Origin of the sequence: Serratia sp. MF1(2023) (genome assembly GCF_030954545.1) — a bacterium.
In the GTDB taxonomy this organism is placed as follows: domain Bacteria; phylum Pseudomonadota; class Gammaproteobacteria; order Enterobacterales; family Enterobacteriaceae; genus Serratia; species Serratia sarumanii.
On sequence record NZ_JAVHUX010000046.1, the window covers coordinates 75,051 to 95,463 of the forward strand.

At 57.0% G+C, this 20,413-nt stretch carries 18 protein-coding genes; 8 read left to right on the top strand and 10 right to left on the bottom strand.

What is annotated here, in order from left to right:
• Nucleotides 1-27 precede the first annotated feature (27 nt).
• Nucleotides 28-1,260, bottom strand: coding sequence for a cysteine desulfurase-like protein (locus REA38_RS22525; RefSeq protein ID WP_308886660.1), 1,233 nt, complete (start codon nt 1,258-1,260; stop codon nt 28-30).
• Nucleotides 1,257-1,871: a 2OG-Fe dioxygenase family protein gene (locus REA38_RS22530; RefSeq protein WP_223182037.1), complete on the bottom strand. Its 615-nt coding sequence runs from the start codon at nt 1,869-1,871 to the stop codon at nt 1,257-1,259. Before REA38_RS22530 ends, REA38_RS22525 begins: the two co-directional genes overlap by 4 nt.
• A 607-nt stretch (nt 1,872-2,478) precedes the next feature.
• Between REA38_RS22530 and REA38_RS22535 the strand changes: the two genes are divergently transcribed.
• Nucleotides 2,479-2,985, top strand: a complete 507-nt coding sequence (locus REA38_RS22535; protein ID WP_308886662.1) for a hypothetical protein — start codon at nt 2,479-2,481, stop codon at nt 2,983-2,985.
• 293 nt (nt 2,986-3,278) lie between these two features.
• Nucleotides 3,279-4,538: a glycoside hydrolase family 75 protein gene (locus REA38_RS22540; protein WP_171884656.1), complete on the top strand. Its 1,260-nt coding sequence runs from the start codon at nt 3,279-3,281 to the stop codon at nt 4,536-4,538.
• 58 nt (nt 4,539-4,596) lie between these two features.
• Here REA38_RS22540 and REA38_RS22545 read toward each other — a convergent pair whose 3' ends face one another.
• Together REA38_RS22545 and REA38_RS22550 are read right to left on the bottom strand one after the other, a co-directional pair.
• Nucleotides 4,597-5,166, bottom strand: coding sequence for an HdeD family acid-resistance protein (locus REA38_RS22545; RefSeq protein ID WP_033635816.1), 570 nt, complete (start codon nt 5,164-5,166; stop codon nt 4,597-4,599).
• A gap of 119 nt (nt 5,167-5,285) precedes the next feature.
• Nucleotides 5,286-6,149 carry a LysR substrate-binding domain-containing protein gene (locus tag REA38_RS22550; protein WP_308886663.1) on the bottom strand — a complete coding sequence of 288 codons (864 nt, stop codon included), beginning with the start codon at nt 6,147-6,149 and terminating at the stop codon, nt 5,286-5,288.
• Between the two features lie 272 nt (nt 6,150-6,421).
• Here REA38_RS22550 and REA38_RS22555 point away from each other — a divergent pair, with 272 nt between their 5' ends.
• On the top strand, nt 6,422-7,099 hold the full coding sequence (locus REA38_RS22555; RefSeq protein ID WP_033635814.1) for a hydrolase: 678 nt from the start codon (nt 6,422-6,424) through the stop codon (nt 7,097-7,099).
• Nucleotides 7,100-7,258: 159 nt separating this feature from the next.
• The gene (gene actS / locus REA38_RS22560; RefSeq protein ID WP_033635813.1) at nt 7,259-8,011 is read left to right on the top strand and encodes an amidase activator ActS; all 753 of its coding nucleotides are present in this window, start codon (nt 7,259-7,261) and stop codon (nt 8,009-8,011) included.
• A gap of 34 nt (nt 8,012-8,045) precedes the next feature.
• Here actS and REA38_RS22565 read toward each other — a convergent pair whose 3' ends face one another.
• Nucleotides 8,046-8,903: a GyrI-like domain-containing protein gene (locus REA38_RS22565; protein ID WP_033635812.1), complete on the bottom strand. Its 858-nt coding sequence runs from the start codon at nt 8,901-8,903 to the stop codon at nt 8,046-8,048.
• Nucleotides 8,904-9,084: 181 nt separating this feature from the next.
• Between REA38_RS22565 and REA38_RS22570 the strand changes: the two genes are divergently transcribed.
• On the top strand, nt 9,085-10,854 hold the full coding sequence (locus REA38_RS22570; protein ID WP_041038101.1) for an ABC transporter ATP-binding protein/permease: 1,770 nt from the start codon (nt 9,085-9,087) through the stop codon (nt 10,852-10,854).
• Nucleotides 10,855-10,863: 9 nt separating this feature from the next.
• Here the strand turns inward: REA38_RS22570 and betI are convergent, their stop codons facing one another.
• On the bottom strand, nt 10,864-11,460 hold the full coding sequence (gene betI / locus REA38_RS22575; protein ID WP_033649464.1) for a transcriptional regulator BetI: 597 nt from the start codon (nt 11,458-11,460) through the stop codon (nt 10,864-10,866).
• A gap of 158 nt (nt 11,461-11,618) precedes the next feature.
• Between betI and REA38_RS22580 the strand changes: the two genes are divergently transcribed.
• Nucleotides 11,619-13,163: a BCCT family transporter gene (locus tag REA38_RS22580; RefSeq protein WP_033654079.1), complete on the top strand. Its 1,545-nt coding sequence runs from the start codon at nt 11,619-11,621 to the stop codon at nt 13,161-13,163.
• Between the two features lie 6 nt (nt 13,164-13,169).
• Here REA38_RS22580 and REA38_RS22585 read toward each other — a convergent pair whose 3' ends face one another.
• Nucleotides 13,170-13,601 (bottom strand): VOC family protein, encoded by a 432-nt coding sequence (locus tag REA38_RS22585; RefSeq protein ID WP_033654080.1) that lies wholly within the window; start codon nt 13,599-13,601, stop codon nt 13,170-13,172.
• A 654-nt stretch (nt 13,602-14,255) separates the two neighbouring features.
• Between REA38_RS22585 and REA38_RS22590 the strand changes: the two genes are divergently transcribed.
• Nucleotides 14,256-15,521, top strand: coding sequence for an MFS transporter (locus REA38_RS22590; RefSeq protein ID WP_041036539.1), 1,266 nt, complete (start codon nt 14,256-14,258; stop codon nt 15,519-15,521).
• Nucleotides 15,522-15,557: 36 nt separating this feature from the next.
• A complete protein-coding gene (locus tag REA38_RS22595) occupies nt 15,558-16,367 on the top strand; it encodes a MoaF C-terminal domain-containing protein (protein ID WP_308886665.1) in 810 nt (269 codons plus the stop codon).
• 1 nt (nt 16,368) lies between these two features.
• Here the strand turns inward: REA38_RS22595 and lldD are convergent, their stop codons facing one another.
• The 3 genes from lldD to REA38_RS22610 all read right to left on the bottom strand — a co-directional run bounded on the left by lldD (nt 16,369) and on the right by REA38_RS22610 (nt 20,378).
• Nucleotides 16,369-17,508 (bottom strand): FMN-dependent L-lactate dehydrogenase LldD, encoded by a 1,140-nt coding sequence (lldD, locus tag REA38_RS22600; RefSeq protein ID WP_308886667.1) that lies wholly within the window; start codon nt 17,506-17,508, stop codon nt 16,369-16,371.
• A gap of 42 nt (nt 17,509-17,550) precedes the next feature.
• Complete coding sequence (locus tag REA38_RS22605; RefSeq protein WP_164098811.1) at nt 17,551-19,134, bottom strand: L-lactate permease; 1,584 nt, start codon at nt 19,132-19,134, stop codon at nt 17,551-17,553.
• A gap of 323 nt (nt 19,135-19,457) precedes the next feature.
• Nucleotides 19,458-20,378 (bottom strand): LysR family transcriptional regulator, encoded by a 921-nt coding sequence (locus REA38_RS22610; protein ID WP_308886670.1) that lies wholly within the window; start codon nt 20,376-20,378, stop codon nt 19,458-19,460.
• Between the last annotated feature and the right edge of the window lie 35 nt (nt 20,379-20,413).

The window sequence follows — 20,413 nt, forward strand, 5'->3', positions numbered from 1 at the left end:
ATAAGGTGAGCGGGCCGATGTGGCGAGTTAACTGAGGATATCTTCGGCGATCACTTTAAACAGCGTGTCTATTTCACTCTGGGTGTTGTAGTGCATCATGCCGATGCGCAGCACGCCGCCGTCCTGTAACCCCAACTGCTGGATCAGGCCCTGCGCATAGAAATGCCCGCTGCCGGCGCAGATGTTGTGCTGCCCGAGATGACGGGCGATTGCGTCAGGCGTCTGGCCGTTGAAGGTCAGGGCGAAGGTTGGCGTGCGGCGCGCGCTGTCCGCCTGTGAATGGCCGTAGAGCCGCACGCCGTCGAGTTGCTGCAGCCGTTGCAAAAAGTGGCGGCACAGCGCCTCTTCATGCTGGTGGTAGGCGGCGAAACTCTCCTGCAAGCGCTGCCTTAACGGCGCGCCGGGCGTGCCCCACTGCGCCAGATAGTCGATCGCCGCCGCGACGCCGGCCAGCGCCTCGAAGCTTTGCGTGCCGGTCTCGAAACGGCCGGGGCCAACGTCGGTGGCCGGCTCGACTTTATAGGGCCGCAGGCGTTGCAGCCACTGCGGCGCAAGGTAGGCCATGCCGACGTGCGGGCCAAAGAACTTGTAGGCGGAGCATACCAGGAAATCACAGCCCAGCGCCTGCACGTCGATCAGGTTGTGCGGCGCATAGTGCACGGCGTCGACATACACCTGCGCGCCGACCCGATGCGCGGCTTCGACGATGGTTTTGATATCGACGATGCTGCCGGTGACGTTGGAGGCATAGCTGACCGCCACCAGGCGAGTGTTGGCGTTGATGCGTTCACACACCTTTGCGGCGTCGAGAGAACAGTCTGCGTTCTCCAGCGGTATCTGATGCACCACGGCTCCTTTGTCGGCGGCGGCCTGCTGCCAGCTGGAGACGTTGGCGTAGTGATCGAGCGCGGTGACGATGACCTCATCGCCGGCCTGCCAGTCGCGGCTGATGATGCGGCTGAGATGGAAAGTCAGCGTGGTCATGTTCATGCCGAAGACAATGTTGTCGGGCGACGGCGCATTTAACAAGGCGCGCACCGATTCTCGCGCCTGGCCCATCACCTCGCCGGTGACCCGGCTGGAGAAGTAGTGGCCGCCCAGGTTGGCGTTGTATTTCCCCAGGTAGTCCGTCATTTTTTCCAGCACGCCCCGTGAAACCTGCGCTCCACCGGGGCCGTCGAAAAAGATTGCCGGTTTGCCGTCGATTTGCTGAGACAGGGCGCTGAACTGGCGTCGGGCGAGCTCGGGCGTAAAGGTCATGCTTTCTCTCCCCGCGCGGTGAGGACGAAGAGATCCAAATGGCCTTCCTCAGTTGGGTTCACGGCGTTGATCGGCGTGGCGTTGTGCCACAGTTTGCTGTCCGCCAGCAGCACGGCCTCACCGTCCGCCAGCGCTTTTTTAAAGAAGGGATCGTGGTGGCTGTCGTCGTACAGCATGATTTCACCGCCGACGATGTTGTGCCGGTGAATGGCGATCATCGCGATATGGTCGAAACCGTCCTGGTGAATGCCTTCCGGCGCCACCTGGGTGTCTTTCTCGATGGCGACCACGCGCATCTGATGGATCTCAATCTCGGCGCCTTCCGGCAGCTCGTTGCTTTCTGCAAACAGGTTGCACATCTCCGCCATGCCGGCGCTCTGCAGTACGGCGCTGTCGATAGGCTCGAAGCGGCGCACCACGTTGCCCTGGAAGTGGTTGATCTGATCGGACTGCATGAAGGTGCGTGGCCCCACTTCGGCGACGTTGGGGTTGAGGTATTTAACGACCGAATAACGGCGCAGGCGATATTTGCCGTCGGCGTGTTGCGTGTGGGGCAAGGAGGAAAACGAAGGCATCAGTTGTTGGGTGGCTTGCGGGCTTAGTACAGTCATACTTATTACGTTTTCGTGTTTCTGTAACATAATCACCTCTAATAATAATAATTTCTGATGTTGTAGGGGGTAATTCGATTGAATTGTAGACGACTCTATAACCAACGCAATTTGGCGGTGGCGAGGTGTGACGGCGGTCGTAAAGTGGGGTGAACGCGGAGAGGGAACGGTTGCATCAACGCGTTTTTCGGTGGTAATGAGAGGTAAACGTCATTCTTACAAGAGCATCCCAATCAAGCTTGGTTTACACCTGGCTAAGGAGTGGGGGCATGATAGAACACTGCCCGTCAAATGAGGGGGGAGGGATAAGAGGACAAATTATCGAATGGTGTGCACAAGACTTTCATATCTATTGGCGATTTTCTGTCAGGGCAGAGGTCTGCTTTATTATATTGAATTTTTTAACTTTAGTGAAAAGGAACGGTGGTCAAAGATATTTTATCCAAGATTTTTATGCATAGGTAAACCATTGTGAAGAACAAAATATCAGGCGGGCGTTGATTTTTTAGATTTAAACTTCAAAGTAAAAGTCTATAACTAGAAAAGTGGAGGAAAAAAAGTGCTGAGCTATTTTTATAAATAAGTGTCTATGTTGTGAGCTTGGAATATGAATAATCTATTAGCTTCATTATCATTAGCGTGGATGCTTTCTGGCTGTACCAGCCCTTATCCGATACCGGTAGAAAAACCTCGGCCCGCACCGTGGCCGGTCTCGGCAGAAAAATATCCTAAGATTGATAACATTAAAAAAATCGCTTTAGTTTATCGTAATTTATGGCGAGAAAAATACATAAGTCTTTATCAACAAACCTATGAGTATAATGAAGTGGGTTTTTTGGGCTCTCTCGTTGCTGTGATTTCCGCCGCAAGTGGTTCAGTGACGACTGCGATGTACAGTGGCGGCATTGCTGTTGGCGATAATATTTTTTCTGGTCATTATAATTATGCGGCGCAAATCTATAATTACAAGACGGCTGCGGCATCGGCTAATTACATGTATGAAGTTATCAACCTTTTAGACCAGGATGTTGCGTTAATTATTGATAATAATAAGGCATACTATACTGATGTGGGAAATTATCTTTACCAAAATCTGAGGGGGGTTGGTATATGAATTGGAAATCAGGCTGGCGGGTGTTGAATTAATCACGCCTAATCTTGATGCACTGGCGTAGGCCATTAAAAAAGAACAACAAAGCAAAGCAAGGTTGTTGGGTGTCGCAACGATTCAGGGGTATAAGTTTTACAGTAAAGAAGACAAAGAGTTAGCTATCGATTCTGTGAAGTTGAAAATAAAAATCTGCCGAATTAATATGGCCGACAAACCGTCGTAATTTATTATGTATGTCTTTATGCTTGTCGGTAATATATATCATTTGGCTCCATGCTTTCACCGAGGGTAACATTATGTCAAATGTCATCACCCACCCATGGAAAAATAGCCGGACTTCCCCAGGTGAGCCGGTCATGCCAGATCCTGTTGTTATGATTAAAGATGATGGCCATATTTTAATTATTGCCGATGCAGATACGGATGCCGATGGTAGTCCTGATGCGGAGGAAATCGATCCGACAGGTCAAAAGGAAACCAGCTTAAGAAGAGGAAATGGTTGGCGAGGTGAGGGAGATTATGTCAATGCGCGAATTATTCCTTATTTTGTTATTCCAGGTAATTGGAAGAAGATCACCGGAGTCGCTGTAAATATGGGGGATATGGCTAAAATAAATTATAGAGATAGTCATATCTATGCAATCTGTGCAGACGTCGGTGGAAAAGAGTCTATCGGAGAGGCTTCCATTGCCGCAGTTGAAGCGCTTGGCGTTAACCCATGGAGTAAAAATAAGGAAAAAATAATCAGAGGGATCGGGTATGGAGTGACCTATGAGATCATTGCAGGCTCTGCAAGCTTGGGGGCCACGGTGAGTTTTGAAACGATCCAGGCATATGGTCGAGAGTTGTTCAAGGAAAATTTGCCTTTTAGTTTGCCGATGAAAATCGAAGATATCTCAGGTGTTATGTTAGGTAGTAATGGAAAGGGAACGCCGACGGTAGTTATCTCGTCGAAATCGGGAGAAAGTCATGTTAAAGAATATAGTGATACTCAGGAACTTGCTCTGATATTGCAACTGCTGCCCAAAACAAAGGTCACGATAGATGCACCGTTTGTCGCGCAACTGGCTGATGCCGTGGTGTGGGATGATCATTTTTACAGCAGCGCTGAGCGGTTTGTCGGGATGTTTAAAGAAGATTACCGTTCAATCCGGGAAGCGGTAGAAGACTGGTTTGTGCCAGAATACAGCCCTACCGCGACAAGCAATGCCTGCGTTGCACACCAGGTCAGTTGCCTTAAGCTCTGTGGCTTGCCTTATCCGAAACTTGGCAGCATGCAGTCTATCAATGTTGATTACTTCGTTGAATGGGCTCTAGAGCAGGGATGGCAGAAGATAACCCACCGTGCGAGTCTGGCGCCGGGAGATATTTGTGTCTCCGGGCCGATTGGCCACCCCAAGGAATTTGACCACGTTTATTGCTTTGTCTCGTTTTCTACCGAGCAGGTTGGTTATGCAGTTATTTTTGATAATCAATACTTTGGCATCCATACACGTTCTCTCGACGGTATAGGTTCAAAGATAGGGGAATGGCGTTACGCAATAAGAATGCCCTAGGGAATTTTTATTGGCGTGATATCCAAAGCCGCCGCTCAAGAGAGCGGCGGCTACTGAGTTAGCTTTTTTTAAACAGATTCGCCGCCTGGAACAGCGCAAAGGAGCTGACCAGCATCTCGATGCCGACGATCGCCGTCACCAGCGTGACCGACGCCGCCGGGCCTGAGCCGATCAGCATCCAGGCGATGATCAAATCGAGCACGCCGATAACGAACTGCAGCCAGTTGCCCGGCAGCCCGCGGCGCATGTAGCCCGCCGCCAGGCGCGCGATACCGCCGAGCGCGAACAGCACGGCGAGGTACACCGCCAGCGCCAGAATGCCCGCCAGCGGGCTGGCGATGAACACATAGCCGATAATCAGGTAGGCCACACCCAGCAAAATGCCGCCGATCATCGGCCAGGTATTCTGCGCCCGGTTGGCGATCATGGCGATAATCAGCCCGGCGCCGCTCAACAGCAGCAGGATGCCGACTACGATGCTCAGCGCCGCGCCGGAGGCGAAAGGATTGACCAGGCACAGTATGCCGCCCGCCAGCAGCAGGAAGGCGATGATCAGCAGGGTAGTGCGTTGCTTTTTGAGCAGTTCTTCGCTCAGGAGGGGCAGATTATTGCGGTCGAGGTTCAACATGATAGTTCTCCATTTTGCGTATTACGATCCTGAAATCTACGACTGTCGATTACTAGCATAGTCGCCATTGGGGATATAAGAGAAAATGCCGCGGCAGTAATGGGTTGAAAAATCGCCTGCTATCCATTGAATTCATCAACAATGAAATCAATTAATACTCTGACAGCGGGAGGCAGGCCTTGTCGGGTGGGGTAAATGGCGACAATTTTATGCGCCTCCACAGACCAATCGTCGAAAACGGTTTTCAGGCTTCCTGCCATCAACTCTTGCTCCGCCAGCGCCAGCGGCAAAAAACCAACGCCGACGCCGCCCACCAAGGCATCTTTTATCAGGCGAATATCGTCGCACACCAGGCATGGATCGCTGTTGATTTTGATCTCGCGCTTGGCTTGACGAAATGTCCAGGTAGCCTGGACGTGTGAAGCCAGCCAGCCAAGCGTGGGCACTTTCGATAAATCCGCAGGTTTGCTTAAAGAATATTTGTCGAATGCTGATGCGCTCACCATAAATGCAGAAGGTATGGTGCAAATGGTCCGCATAACCAGATTGCTGTTTTTGGGCACGTCGGTGACAATTTTTAATGAGATATCATACCCTTCGGCAATGATATCAACATCTCTGTTGAATATCTTTACATGCAGACTGACCTCGGGGTACTGCAACATGAACTTGGTTAAAATAGCTGGCAAGCCAAGATCAATAAGCATGTTTGAACATGTTATCCTTATTTTTCCCGTGGGTTTTTCGATTTTATTAATAATGAAATTATCCGCCTCTTCAGCGGCGGTGAGCATTTTTATACAGTAGCGATAATATTCCTTTCCGATATCGGTAATCATTATTTTTCGGGTTGAACGTTGAATTAACCTGACGTTAAGCCTCTTTTCAAGATTGGATATCTTTCTGGACAGCATGGATTTTGATATGCCGAATTTCTTGCTGGCGGCAAGAAAACCACCACATTCAACCACTTTGGCAAACATAAACATTTCATTGAAATCTATCATACAAATCTGACCTTCCCATTGGTGAAATACTCATTCCCAATTTCCTTACTGTTTATCCTGTCGATTCATTGCTAGTTTGAAAAGTGAAGATTTCATTGCATGGTAAATATTTGAAATGCTTCAAACCATCAGAATTTGATGATATGGCGCCGGACGCGTTGAAATATCTCTGGTCGTTACGACGAGTTAGCCGCCGACCGGCGCTTAAAAAATCGCCACAAGGTTTCAGGATGAATAAGTGAGGATATATGAGCTCTCCAGCCAACTTTAATAATCAACGCCCGGTGATTAACCCTGCCGATGCGGCAATGCTGCTTATCGACCATCAAAGCGGTTTGTTTCAAACGATCGGTGATATGCCCATGCCTGATCTGCGCCGTTATGCGACAGCGCTCGCCAAAATCGCCACTCTGGCGAAAATGCCTGTCATTACTACCGCTTCCGTGCCGCAGGGGCCAAATGGGCCATTGATTCCGGAAATCCACGAAAGTGCGCCCCATGCGCAGTATGTCGCTCGCACCGGACAGATAAACGCCTGGGATAACCCGGATTTCGTTGCGGCGGTGAAAGCCACGGGCAAAAAACAGTTGATCATCGCAGGTACGATCACCAGCGTTTGTATGGCTTTCCCGGCGATCAGCGCAATTGACGCCGGTTATCAGGTGTTTGCCGTGGTTGATGCCTCCGGCACCTATTCCAAGATGGCTCAGGAAATCACCTTGGCTCGCGTGGTGCAAGCCGGGGCGGTGCCGATGGATACCGCCGCCGTCGCGTCGGAAATTCAGCAAACCTGGAATCGCGCGGATGCGGCTGAATGGGCAGACGTTTACACCTTAATCTTCCCGAACTATCGCTTGCTGATTGAAAGCTACAACAAAGCGCAGGATGTGATTAAGAAAAACGAGATCCTGGACTCGCAGCGTTGAAACGTCCTTTGCCTGCTCGTTTTTCGCTTGGCGCCTGAGGGCGCCATTTTCGTGTTGTTTATCGCCCCCCTTTATCCCCCTTTTTTGACTGACCCGGCGCAAATGTTACACTGTGCGGCTGACGCGTATCAGAACCGAAACGACGACTGGGGACAGGATTTGAGCACAGGAAGCAAACTGGCTGGGTGGCGCCGCGTGGCGGTGTGTTTGGCATTGGGGCTGCTGTTGGCCGGGTGTTCGGGCAAAAACACCTATAACCGCGACTATGACAAACTGCCGAAGGGCAGTTATTCCGGCAAAACCTATACCGTCAAACGGGGCGATACGCTGTATTACATCGCCTGGATCACCGACAGTGAAGTCAGCGAGCTGGCCAGAATCAACAAAATTCGTCCGCCTTATAGCCTCGAGGTGGGGCAGAAACTGCGGCTGAGCGGCAGCGCGCCGGCCAAAACCGCCGCTACGCGCCGTAAAAAGTCGTCTTCCGCCGCAATCGTCAAACAAACGCCGCCGCCGGGCGCTTCCCGCTGCTGGCGCTGGCCGACCAGCGGTCGGATCGTGCAGGCGTACTCCAATTCCGACGGCGGCAACAAGGGCATCGATATCGCCGGCAAGCGCGGCCAGCCGATCTACGCTTCCGCCAAGGGTAAAGTGGTGTACGTCGGCAATCAGCTGCGCGGCTACGGCAATCTGATCATGATTAAGCACGGTGAGGACTTCATTACCGCCTATGCGCACAACGACACCACGCTGGTGCGCAACGGCCAGGATGTGAAGGCGGGGCAGAAGATCGGCACCATGGGCAGCACCGGCACCGATTCGGTATTCCTGCACTTCCAGATCCGCTACCGCGCCACTGCGCTCGATCCGCAGCGTTATCTGCCGCCGCAGGGATCGTCGCCGTCCTGTTGACGTCAGTCAGGCTCCGTGAGGAGCCTGACTTTTGTTACTTCAGCGGCAGGTAAAGATCGGTCACCAGTTCATATTCCGCCACCTCGTGCACAAAGTTGTGGTAGTGGAAATAGAGCGGAAAATCGCGCGGTTCCTCGCCGCTGTTCGGCAACCACTCGCTGTAGAGATAACGAGCGCTTTCAGACAGCCCATCCAGCGAGCCGTGATGGCGCAGCACCGCGCAGCGTCCGGCCGGCAGCGTGCTGTTCACCACGCCGAAGGCGTTGTCTTCGGGGATCGGCGCAGTGACCTCGCCGCAAATGAAGAAGCGGAAGTCCTGCGCTTCGGTGGTGGCCGGATCGTGCGGTGCGATGCCGTAAGTGCGGCTGCTTCTGACCGGCGACAGGCCGCTGGTTTTGCGCCACTCGATAAAGCGTGCGGCGGTTTCGTTGACCAGCGCGGACGGGCCGCGATGTTCGATCATCGCCACCGGCGTGGCCGGGAAGTCGACAATGTCTACCTTCATGGGTTGTTTCCTTGTGTGTTTCGGCTCGGGAAAGCGCTGCTGCCAATCGATCCAGGCCGGCCGTTTGCGAAACTGGCTTGGCGTTTGGCTGAACGCCTGTTTGAAGGCGCGGCTGAAGGACTCCGGGTTTTGAAAACCGGCGTCCAGCGCGATGTCAATCACCGGCTCCAGCGGGTTATACGCCAGGCGGTACGAGGCGCGTTTGAGCCTCATCCACTGGATATAACGCCACACCGAGATGCCGCAATACGCGCTAAACTGGCGTTGAAAGTGAAAGCGCGAAAAGTGGGCCACTTCGCTCAGTTTTTCGACGGTGAGCGCCTCGTCCAGGTGGCGGTCGATATAGTCAAAGACCTGCGCAAAGCGCTTTGCATACGTCTGGGTCATGTGATTGTCTCCTCCATGCCTGAACTTTGCCCGAGCCGCCGCCGCTTCTCCTGACGGATGATGCTGAGTTGCCGCCGCAGGAAAACGGGATGGCTGCGGCGTTCGCCGCCGGCCAGGCCAAACTCATAACCCCCGCGCGGCCGTGCGCCGCGATCCCGACCGAGAAGATGAATATTACATGATGGATCGTTCCCGTTTGCTGAAATTCCTGCTGCCCTACCTGTGGCCGAAAGACAACCCGCGGCTGCGCGCGTATCTGGTGGTGGCCTTCGTGTTCATGGTGGCGGCCAAGGTCAGCACCACGCTGGTGCCGCTGGCCTACAAAGCGATGGTCGATGCGCTGAGCGGTGAGACGGCGAAAATGCTGGCGGTGCCGCTGGGGCTGATCGTCGCCTACGGCGTGGCGCGGGTGGGCGGCGCGCTGTTTGAGGAACTGCGCAACGTGATGTTCATTCACGTCAGCCAGAACGCCACGCGCCTGCTGGGCGTGCGGGTGTTTCGCCAGCTGCATGCGCTGAGCCTGCGCTTCCATCTGGAGCGCCAGACCGGCGGGCTGTCGTTGTCCATCGAGCGCGGCACCCAGGCGGTGTCCACGGTGCTGTCGCGGCTGCTGTTCTCCATCGTGCCGATCCTGTTCGAGCTCTCGCTGGTCACGGCGATCATGTGGCACATGCTGAACGGCTGGTTCGCGCTGGCGATCCTGACGACGGTCGGCTGCTACATCCTGTTTACCGTGCTGGCGGTCAGCTGGCGCACCCGCTTTCGCCGCGAGCTCAACAAGGCCAACGCCGACGCCAACAGCAAATCCATCGACAGCCTGCTGAACTATGAGACCGTGAAGTACTTCGGCAATGAAGAGTTCGAGGCCGAGCGTTTCGACCTGTCGCGCCGGCTGTACGAATACGCCGCCATCAAGAACCAATTCAGTTTTACGGCGATCAACCTGGGGCAAACCGCCATTATTTCGATCGGGCTGATCGTGATGATGGCCATGGCGGCGCAGGGCATTACGCAGGGAACGATGACGGTCGGCGACTTCGTGCTGGTCAACGCCTATCTGCTGCAGCTGTATCAGCCGCTGAACTTCTTCGGCTTTATTTATTCCGAGGTGCGCCAGGCGCTGATCGACATGGAAAACATGTTCGATCTGCTGCAGGAAAAGCGTGAGATCGTCGATAGCCCGGATGCGCAGCCGCTGCGTCTCGATCGCGGCGAAGTGCGGTTCGACGCGGTCAGCTTCGGTTACGACACGCGGCGGCCGATCCTCAAGCAGGTGAGTTTTACCATTCCGGCGGGCCACACGGTGGCGGTGGTCGGCGCCTCCGGCGCGGGCAAGTCCACGCTGTCGCGCCTGCTGTTCCGTTTCTACGACGTGCAGGGCGGCGCTATTACCCTCGACGGCCAGGACATTCGCCAACTGACGCAGGCCAGCCTGCGGCAGGCGATCGGCATCGTGCCGCAGGATACGGTGCTGTTCAACGATACGCTGCGCTACAACATCGGCTACGGCAAAACCGGCTCCAGCGATGAAGAAATCGAGCGGGCGGCGCGGCTGGCGCATATCCATGATTTTATCGTCGGTTTGCCCGACGGTTACGACACCCGGGTGGGCGAGCGCGGGCTGAAGCTGTCGGGCGGTGAAAAGCAGCGGGTGGCGATCGCGCGCACCATTCTGAAAAATCCGGCCATCCTGGTGTTCGACGAGGCGACCAGCGCGCTGGATACCCAGACCGAGCGCGAAATCCAGGGGCACCTGCGCGAGGTAAGCCGCAACCACACCACGCTGGTGATCGCCCACCGGCTCTCCACCGTGGTGGACGCCGATGAAATCATCGTGCTGGAGGCGGGGGAGATCGTCGAGCGCGGGGGGCACGAGGCGCTGCTGGCGGCTAACGGCCGCTACGCCGCGATGTGGCAAACCCAGTACAGCGAAGAGCAGGAGCCACACTGACGGAGGCGGTCACGCCGCCGATGGCGCGGCCTTGAGCCGTTGTATCACGTAGTCGCAGGCGATGCGGCAGTCCTGCTTCAGGTCAGTCTCGTCGCCGGCCAGGCTGCCGCGCAGCCAGAGCCCATCGATCATCGCCGCCAGCCCGCGCGCCGCGTCGCGCGCCTGCGGCAGCGGCAGCTCGCGGCGGAACTGGCTGCAAATATTGGAATAGAGCCGCCGATCGTTGGCGCGCTGCAGGCGGCGCAGCACCGGCTGATGCATGCTGGCAGCCCAGAAGTCGAGCCAGGCGCGCATGGACACGGCATTGGTTTGGCTGGGGTGGAAGTTGCCCTGGATAATGGCGAACAGCTGTGACTGGCTGTCGCTTGCCGCCTGCGCGCGGCACTCGGCCACCGCATCGCGCAGGTCGCGCAGGATTTTGCGCATGGTGGCGCTCAGCAGCCCCTCTTTATCGCCAAAATAGTGGCTGACGATGCCGGTCGACAGCCCGGCTTCTTTCGCCACCTGAGACAGGGTGACGCCGGCCAGCCCGACGACGTTAATGGTCTCGAAGGCGGCGTTAATCAACTGCTCCTTACGCTGTTCCGGAATGTCTCTTCGGTACATATTTTCCTCAACTGATAGGCCAATCACACTTTGGATTTGATTGATTGAACGGTCAATCAATACTCTATATGCTGCGAAAATGTCAAATAAATGGCGATAATATGTTAACTAAAAGTTGCATTGAAATCGTCTGTCTTTCGCATCATGGAAGCCTGCCAATGACAACAAAAACTCCCCCATCGCTTGACGAAGAACCTGTCAGATTGAATGTTCCGGTATTTTTCGGCTCGGCGGCGGTGATCCTGCTGCTGGGAACGCTGGTCGTTCTGTTCCCCTCCGCCAGCAAACTGTGGCTGAACGCCGCGCAAAGCTGGGTCGCCGACGTATTCGGCTGGTACTACATGTTATTGATGGTCGCCTGCATGGCATTCGTGTTCTGGCTGGCGCTGTCGCGCTTCGGCCATATTCGCCTCAGCCAGGATGACGAGCCGCCGCAGTTCAGCTATCCCTCGTGGGTGGCGATGCTGTTCTCGTCGGGCATCGGCATTGCGCTGGTGTACTACGGCGCCTATGAGCCGCTGGATCACTTCCTGTCGCCACCGGAAGGCAGCGGCGGCACCGTGCAGGCGGCGCGACAGGCGATGGCGCTGACCTTTTTGCACTGGGGGCTGCACGGCTGGGCGCTGTATGCGCTGATCGCCACCGCGCTGGCCTATTTCGCCTATTGCCGCGGCCTGCCGCTGGCGCTACGCTCTGCGCTATACCCGATCTTCGGCGAGCGCACCCACGGTTGTGTCGGTCATCTGGTGGACAGCTTCGGCATTCTGGTGACGGTGATCTCGATGGTGACCAACCTGGGGATCGGCGCGCTGCTGGTGAACTCCGGGCTGTTTTATCTGTTCGACATCCCGCAAAGCACCGGCGTGCTGCTGGCGCTGATCGTGGTGATGATGGTGGTGGCCACGCTGGCGGCGGTCACCGGCGTCGAGAAGGGCATCGCCATGCTGTCGAACATCAACGTCGGCTTCCTGTGCCTGCTGCTGCTGTTCGTGTTTTTGGCCGGGCCGACGCTGAACCTGCTGAACGGCATGTTGCAGAACCTCGGCGATTATCTCACCTCGCTGGTCAGCCGCAGCTTCGATATGTATCTGTACGGCAAGGCGCGCCAGTGGCAGGGTGCCTGGACGCTGTTCTACTGGGCCTGGTGGGTGGCGTGGGCGCCGTTCGTCGGGCTGTTCATCGCGCGCATCTCCAAAGGGCGCACCATTCGCGAACTGATTTTCGGCGTGCTGCTGATCCCGCTGGGCTTCACGCTGGCGTGGCTGTCGATCTTCGGCAATACCGCCATCAGTCTGGTGCTGGAAGGCGGGCAGGCGATCCTGGGGCAGGTGGCGCAAAGCGATCCGCCGATGGCGGTGTTCAAGCTGTTCGAATACTTGCCCTATACCCAACTGACCGCCGGCTTTGTGGTGGTGATCAGCTTCGTGCTGTTCCTGACGCCGGTCGATTCCGGCACGCTGATGATAGCCAACCTCTCCTGCCAGGGCGGCTCCGCCCATGATGACGCGCCGGCCTGGCTGCGCGTGTTCTGGGCAGCGGTCACCACGTTGGTATGCGCCGGCTTGCTGTACGCCGGCAGTTTCAGCGCGATGCAGACCGCGGTGGTGCTGTGCGGCCTGCCGTTCTCGGCGGTGATCGTGCTGTACATGATCAGCCTGCGCAAGGATCTGCGCCGTTACGCCATGAAGCCGGCGCTGCCCTGAGGCGGTTTATTCGCCCGCGCGCGGCCGGTGATGCACGTACTCGACAATCGTGCCGTCCGGCAGGCGCGCATTGAAACAGGCGCCGGTGGGCACCTCCACCGGGCCGAAGAAAATCTCGGCGCCGGCGGCCAGCAGCCGCTGGTGGTAGGGATAAATGTCATCGACCAGCAGCGTGCCGACGGTGCTGCGGAAAGGGCGCAACTGCTCTTCCGCCCCTTCCAGGATCAGAAACGGCCCCACCGCCGCCAATACCAGCCGATGTTCGGGAAAATCGAAGCGCATGTCCGCCGTTACGCCGTGTAGCTGCTCGTAAAACGCGATGGTGCGGTCGATTTCGCCTTCGCCAACGTAGACCCGAATCAGCACGCGCGGCTCACGCAGCGATGAAGAGTCGGCGGTTTTGCGCCAGAAACCGGCTTTTGTCAATGCTGTCGTCATATTCATCTCCTTGCTGGTTGCCTGCCGCTTATCATGCCGTTGTTTTCCCATCCGGGGTTGGATCGAGTTGGCATAAGCTAGCCGCGCCGGTAATAACCCGCTACCAGGGCGTTAAGGGGCGGTCTGTTTGTGATTCCTGTCACGGCCTGCGCTTTTATTATCATTCAGCATTGATAATGTCATTGCGTGATTATTGATTAACACAATGGAGTTAATGGTTCTCGTTATGGCCGCTATAAAGCAAACGGATTCAAATAATAAAGAGGGCGGGGTAATGCGGCTGATGAAAAGGGAAATACCGTCCATTTATAAGCAGGAGTTAAGTTTTATTTGTTAACCTGTTTATAAATCAGCGTGTTTTGGCTTTTTCGATAAAAGTAAAAAGTGCCGTTTAATTTTATTTAAATCAGTAAAAACATAATGTTGATTTATTTTCATGTCATTCGCGTTCTGTGAGAAATACCTGAATCGCCTCTCCGTCGCCGTTCTCAACGGCTGTTTGACATGCCCGTAGCTTGAGATAAGTTTATATCATTAACATGTTAATGAGTTGTTATCGTGACCGATGGCCAATATCTCTCTTGGCCGAGCGCTCAACCGACTTATGCCATGGCCGCTCGCCATTTATAAGTTAACTTATGGACCAATGACGCTATGAATAATTCGCCAGGACAGCGCTCGCGATTGAGCGAAGAGAACCGATTGCTGATCATTTTGTTTTTTGTTTTCGGCTGCGTGTTCGTCGATCGTCTGACCATCTCTTTTCTGTTTCCGATGATTGCCGCCGATTTGAAGTTGAGTAACGTGCATCTTGGCACGCTGTCGGCGGTGCTGGCATTGACCTGGGCGCTATCTGGCGCGGGGCTGGGGGCGATAGCCGATCGCTTTAATATCCGCAAACCGATGCTGATCCTGTCGATCCTGGTGTTTTCGCTGTTCTCCGCGCTGTCGGGGCTGGTCAGCGGCTTTGCCATGTTATTGATCTTCCGCGCGCTGATGGGGATCGCCGAAGGGCCGGTGCTGCCGATCGCGCAATCGCTGATGGTGGAAAAATCGCAGCCGCAGCGCCGCGGCTTCAATATGGGGCTGATCCAGGGGGCGGCGCCGGGATTGTTGGGCGGTATTATCGCGCCGCCGCTGATCATCTATCTGGCGCAGAAGTGGGGCTGGAGCATGGCGTTTCACCTGACCGCCGTACCGGGCATCATTCTGGCGTGGCTGATCTATCGTTATGTGAACGGCAAGAAGGATCCCGCTTTCAGCGCCGCGCCGGCGGCCGACAAGGCGGCGAACAAAGGCGCTTACGGCGAGCTGTTTAAAATCAAGAACGTAGCGCTGTGCATTCTGATCTCCTGCGTGTTCGTCACCTGGTTCATGATCATCATTACCTTCACCCCCAACTTTTTGGTGACCGACCGTGGCTTCAGCGAGGGCACGATGGGCGGCATCATGAGCGCCATCGGCGCCGCCTGGGTGTTTTGGGGCGTGGCGGTGCCGGCGATTTCCGATCGCCTTGGCCGCAAGCCGACGCTGATCTTCTTTTCGCTGCTGGCGGTGTGCTGCCCGCTGTTCCTCAGTTACGTCGATAACCCGTGGCTGCTGGGCGTGCTGGTGTTCCTGTCTTATACCGGCCTTGGCTGCTTCACGCTGTTTATGGCCACCATCCCGTCTGAAACGGTGTCACCGGCCCGCATCGCGACCGCGTTGGGGCTGGTGATGGGGATTGGCGAGGTGATTGGCGGCTGTCTGGCGCCGTTTATCGCCGGGCTGATCGCCGATCGCTATGGGCTGGTCAGCGTGATGTGGCTGGCGGCTACCGGCGCCGTGTGCGCCGGCGTACTGAGTTGTTTTCTCGATGAAACTGCACCTGCGGTGGTGAGCCGCAGAGCGGTGAAACCGGCGGGCGTCGCCGACGTTTGAGGCGGTTTTCATCCCATTCAATCAAGGAGAGCGAAGATGTCAGCAGAACAATCCGTACTGAATCAGAATGCTGAACCGGACTGGAAGAATTACGACGATTTTGCGCGCGGTATCGACACTAACCGGCTGCCGGGCACCCAGGATTGGCGCGGCAAAACGCTGCAGATCGCTTTTGAAAGCAGCGGGGAAATCACGTTGCGCTTCAGCGCCGATCGGCAGCGGGTGCTGTGGGCCTGGGGCGGGGAGAGCGGCGAGGACGCTTACGAAGAGGTGCAAACCTCCGCCGCGCGCTATTTCTTCAATATTCCGCTGCAGTCGCCGGGCAACGAGTGCCTGACGCTGGTATTCAATCGTGACAGCGGCCGGGCGCTGCTGGTGCGCAGCACGCTGTTGCCGGAACAGACGGTGGAAAAGGGGTCCCGCCTCAAGCAAAGCTTCCACGTCGGCCGGATTGTCGGCGCCACGCCGGGTGGCGTCGCGCCGCATCTGACCCGCGAGCTTATCGGCTATCGCACGCTGAACGTCTACAGCCCCAACCACTATTACGAACATTTCTATGTCAACACCGAGCGCTACGCCTGGCAAAATCTGCGCGGCGAACAATTCGGCCACGGCGACATGGACTACGCCACCTACTACAAGTTTGAGGACGAGATGTTCCTGTTCACCTTCCGGGAAAAGATCATCCCGGTGTGCTCGGTGTTCTTCTTCGACTTTATTTCCGGGCGCTGCACCGGCACCTTCCTCGGGCTGGACGCCGCCGGTCGGGTGTTGGTGTCACCGGCCGGGGCCTTCATCAGCAAGATGAGCTATAACGCCTACCCGGAAGGCGTGCAGCCGCTTTGATTCAGGCGTTTCTGACCAGCGATCCGGCGTTGATCTCCGCGATGGTTTTCGCGCCGGTGAGCGTCATGGCGACGCGTATTTCCTTGTCGATCAGATCCAGCAAGTTAGCCACCCCGGCTTCACCGGCCGCCGCCAGCGCATAGACGAAGGCGCGCCCCAGCAGCACGCTGTCGGCGCCCAGCGCGATCATGCGCACTACGTCCAGGCCGCTGCGGATGCCGGAGTCGGCCAGCAGGGTAATGTCGCCTTTCACCGCGTCGGCGATCGCCGGCATGGCGCGCGCGGTCGACAGCACGCCGTCCAGCTGGCGGCCGCCGTGGTTGGAGACGATGATGCCGTCGGCGCCGAAGCGCACCGCGTCTTTGGCGTCTTCCGGATCGAGAATGCCTTTGATGATCATCGGGCCGTCCCAGAATTCACGGATCCACTCCAGATCTTTCCAGGAAATCGACGGATCGAAGTTGGCGCCCAGCCAGCCGATGTAGTCTTCCAGGCTGGTCGGTTTGCCGCGGTAGGCCGAGACGTTGCCCAGATCGTGCGGCTTGCCGAGCAGGCCGACATCCCAGGCCCACTGCGGATGCGCAAACGCCTGCAGCACGCGGCGCAGGGCGGCGTTAGGGCCGCTCATCCCCGAGTGGGCGTCGCGATAACGGGCGCCGGGCACCGGCATGTCGACGGTGAACACCAGCGTTTTCACGCCGGCGGCCTTGGCGCGCTCCAGCGCATTGCGCATAAAGCCGCGATCTTTCAGCACGTAGAGCTGGAACCACATCGGCCGATCGATCGCCGGCGCCACCTCTTCGATCGGGCAGACCGACACGGTGGACAGCGTGAACGGAATGCCTTTTTTAGCCGCGGCGCGCGCGGCCTGCACTTCGCCGCGGCGGGCGTACATGCCGGTCAACCCCACCGGCCCCAGCGCCACCGGCATCGCCAGCTGCTCGCCGAACAGCGTGGTCTGTAGGCTGAGTTCGGACATATTGCGCAGCACGCGCTGGCGCAGGGCAATATCGGCCAGATCCGCGGTATTGCGCTTCAGCGTATGCTCCGCGTAGGCCCCGCCGTCGATGTAGTGAAACAGAAACGGCGGCAGTTTGGCCTGGGCGGCGGCCCGGTAGTCGGTTGACGCGGAGATGATCATAGTGTTTACCTTCTTGTCTTGCTTGCGATAACGAGTGGTCAGTCAGAGCGTGAGGATCGCCGCCATACCGGCCGCAATCCCGCCGTACGCCAGCATCGGCAGTACGGTCTTTCTGATGATTTTGCCTTCGGCGTTGCCGATCCCGAGGATCGAACAGACGGCGATAATGTTGTTCAGGCACACCATGTTGCCCATGGCGCCGCCGACGGACTGCAAGGCCAGCGTCAGGTTGACGTCAAGGCCGCTGCTCTGGGCGATCGATTGCTGAATGCCGCCGAAGGTCAGGTTCGAAACGGTATTGGAACCGGAGAAGAACGATCCCAGCGCGCCGAGGAACGAAGAGAACAGCAGCCAGCTCTCGCCGGTCAGCGCCGCCAGCGCTTTACCGATCAGGATCACCGGCGCGTTGTCGCCGCCCTGCATCATTAGATTGACCATCACCAGCGCGCCGAACAGGGCGATAAAGGGCCGCGTGATACGCCCGCCGGTTTCGCTGAACATTTGCCGCACCTGGCCGCCATTCAGACGGAACAGCGGAATGCACAGCAGCACCACCAGCAGGAACGGGATCAGCGCCGGGACATACAGCGTTTTGTAGCCGGCGGCGGCGGAGGTGCCCAGCACCTGCTGCAGTTCGACGATCAGCGCCCGGCTGATGCGCAGCTCCCCGAGCCAGCCGAGATTTTCCTGCCACAGCAGCGCGGTGTTGTTGAGCAAGGCTTTAAGGCCCAGCTGGTGGACGCGCGTCACTATCAGGATAGCAATCAGCAGCAGGGTTGGGGTCATGGCCTTGACCACCTGCAAGAACGGCACCGCCTGCCCGGCGCTCTGCGGTTTGCCGCTGCGGGCGAGGCCGATGCCGCCGCGTGCCAGCAGCACCGACAGCGCCAGGCCGATGGCGCCGCCGACCAGCGCCGGGAATTCATAGTTCACCTGAGCCAGCAGCAGATAGGGCAGGGTGCAGCTCAGCACGCTGAGCAGGATAAACGGCAGGTTGCGGCGGATATCCTGCCAGGAAACGATAAAGCGCAGCGCCAGCAGAGGAATGACGAAGCCGGCGACAAAATGGATCAGCGCGGTCTGCCGGCCGATCTCCAGCAGGCTGGCGTCCGACAGGCCGAGGTTGGCAAAGCCGAACCAGGTGGGGGTGCCCACGGCGCCGAAGGAGACCGGCACCGAGTTCATCACCAGCGTCAGCAGGGCGACGCGCAGCGGGTTGAAGCCCAGCCCGACCAGAATCGGCGCGGCGATGGCGGCCGGGGTGCCGAAGCCGCTGGCGCCCTCAATCATAAAGGCGAACGCCCAGCCGATAATCATCAGCTGGGCCACGGGATTGGGGCTGATGGTTTCCAGCCAGCGGCGCACTACGTTCTCCGCGCCGCTTACCTGCATCAGTTTGTTGAGCAGGATGGCGCCGGCGATGATGGTGATCGGCGTCAGCGTCGATACCAGCGCGGTGATGATATTGGCATGCAGCAGCCGCAGCGAGGCATCGAACCACAGGAGCTGTACGGCGTAGACCACGGCGGCCGTCAGCGGCAGGGCGAGATAAGAGGGCACGCCATTCCTTTTGGTCATCATCCAAATCAGCAGGACGATGGGCGCAATACTGAAAAACAGGGGCATAAGATCCTCAGGGTTATTATTTTTATGGGCAGAGATATGTAGCTGAAAGGTTAATTAGCGCAACATTTTCATTCTAATCACAACGTCGACGACGATGCCATGCGGTATTTTTTTAACATCGGCGAACGGCGCCGGCGGTGGGAAATTGGCCGGTAGAAGGGGATGGATTAACTGCTTAAAAATCAGATTGATAGAAAGTGTTATTGTGTGATGAATGCGCAGGCTCACATTAATTAAGCGGTAATGTTCAATAGATTATGTCCAAAAATGCCGTAATCTCCGCGGACTTTTGCGGCCGCGGGGAAATAATCAGCGAGGAAAATTCAAAAATAGTGGCTGATATTTTGGTAGGAACCGATGATATGCTCGATCAGCAGACGGGTTTTTAACGGCAGATTGCGGGTGTAAGGATAGACGGCGTAAATGCCCAATACCTTGCCGCAGTGGCCGGCCAGGATCTCCGTCAGTTTGCCGTCCTGCAAATCTTCATACACCATGCAGCGTGGCACCATGGCGATGCCGTGGCCGCCGATCACCGCTTTGCGGATCGCCCGCGCATTGTTGGCCGACAGGTTGCCGTTAACCTGCAGCTCGTAGATGTCGTTGCGCCCCGGCTGTTTCATCAGCCAGTTGGCGGTGCCGCTCTCCTGATAGGTGTAGGTCAGACAGTTGTGGCCGAGCAGGTCTTCGGCGCAACGCGGTTCCGGGTGGCTTTCCAAATACCCCGGCGAGCAGACGATCACCCAGCGGGAATCGAAGATCGGCCGGGCAATCAGGCTTGAATCCGGCATGGTGCCGGTGCGGATCGCCAGATCGATGCCTTCTTCCACCAGATCGGCAAAGCGGTTTTCCAGCCGCATCTCGACTTTCAGGCTGGGATGCAGAGCGCAAAATTCCGCCACGCTCTCGCTCAGCAGCAGCTCGCCCGAAATGGTCGGCACCGACATGCGAATGGTGCCGGTCAACTCTTCGCTCTTTTCGCTGACGGCGTACAGCGCCTCCTGCACTTTGGCGCCGATCTCTTTGGCCTGCTGGTAGAGCGCCTGGCCGCTTTCGGTCAGTGTCAGGCTGCGGGTGGTGCGGTACAACAGCCGGGCACCCAGCGATTTTTCCAGCCGCCCGATGCGTTTACTGACCACCGAGCTGGTGATGCCGGCGCTCTCCGCGGCCTTGCTGAACGAGCCGCAGTCGACGATCAGGGCGAACAGAATCAGGTCGTTGGCGTATTCGTGGGTGGCGAGCATGGGCATCCTGTAGAGTGAGAGTCCTTTTGTCCCAG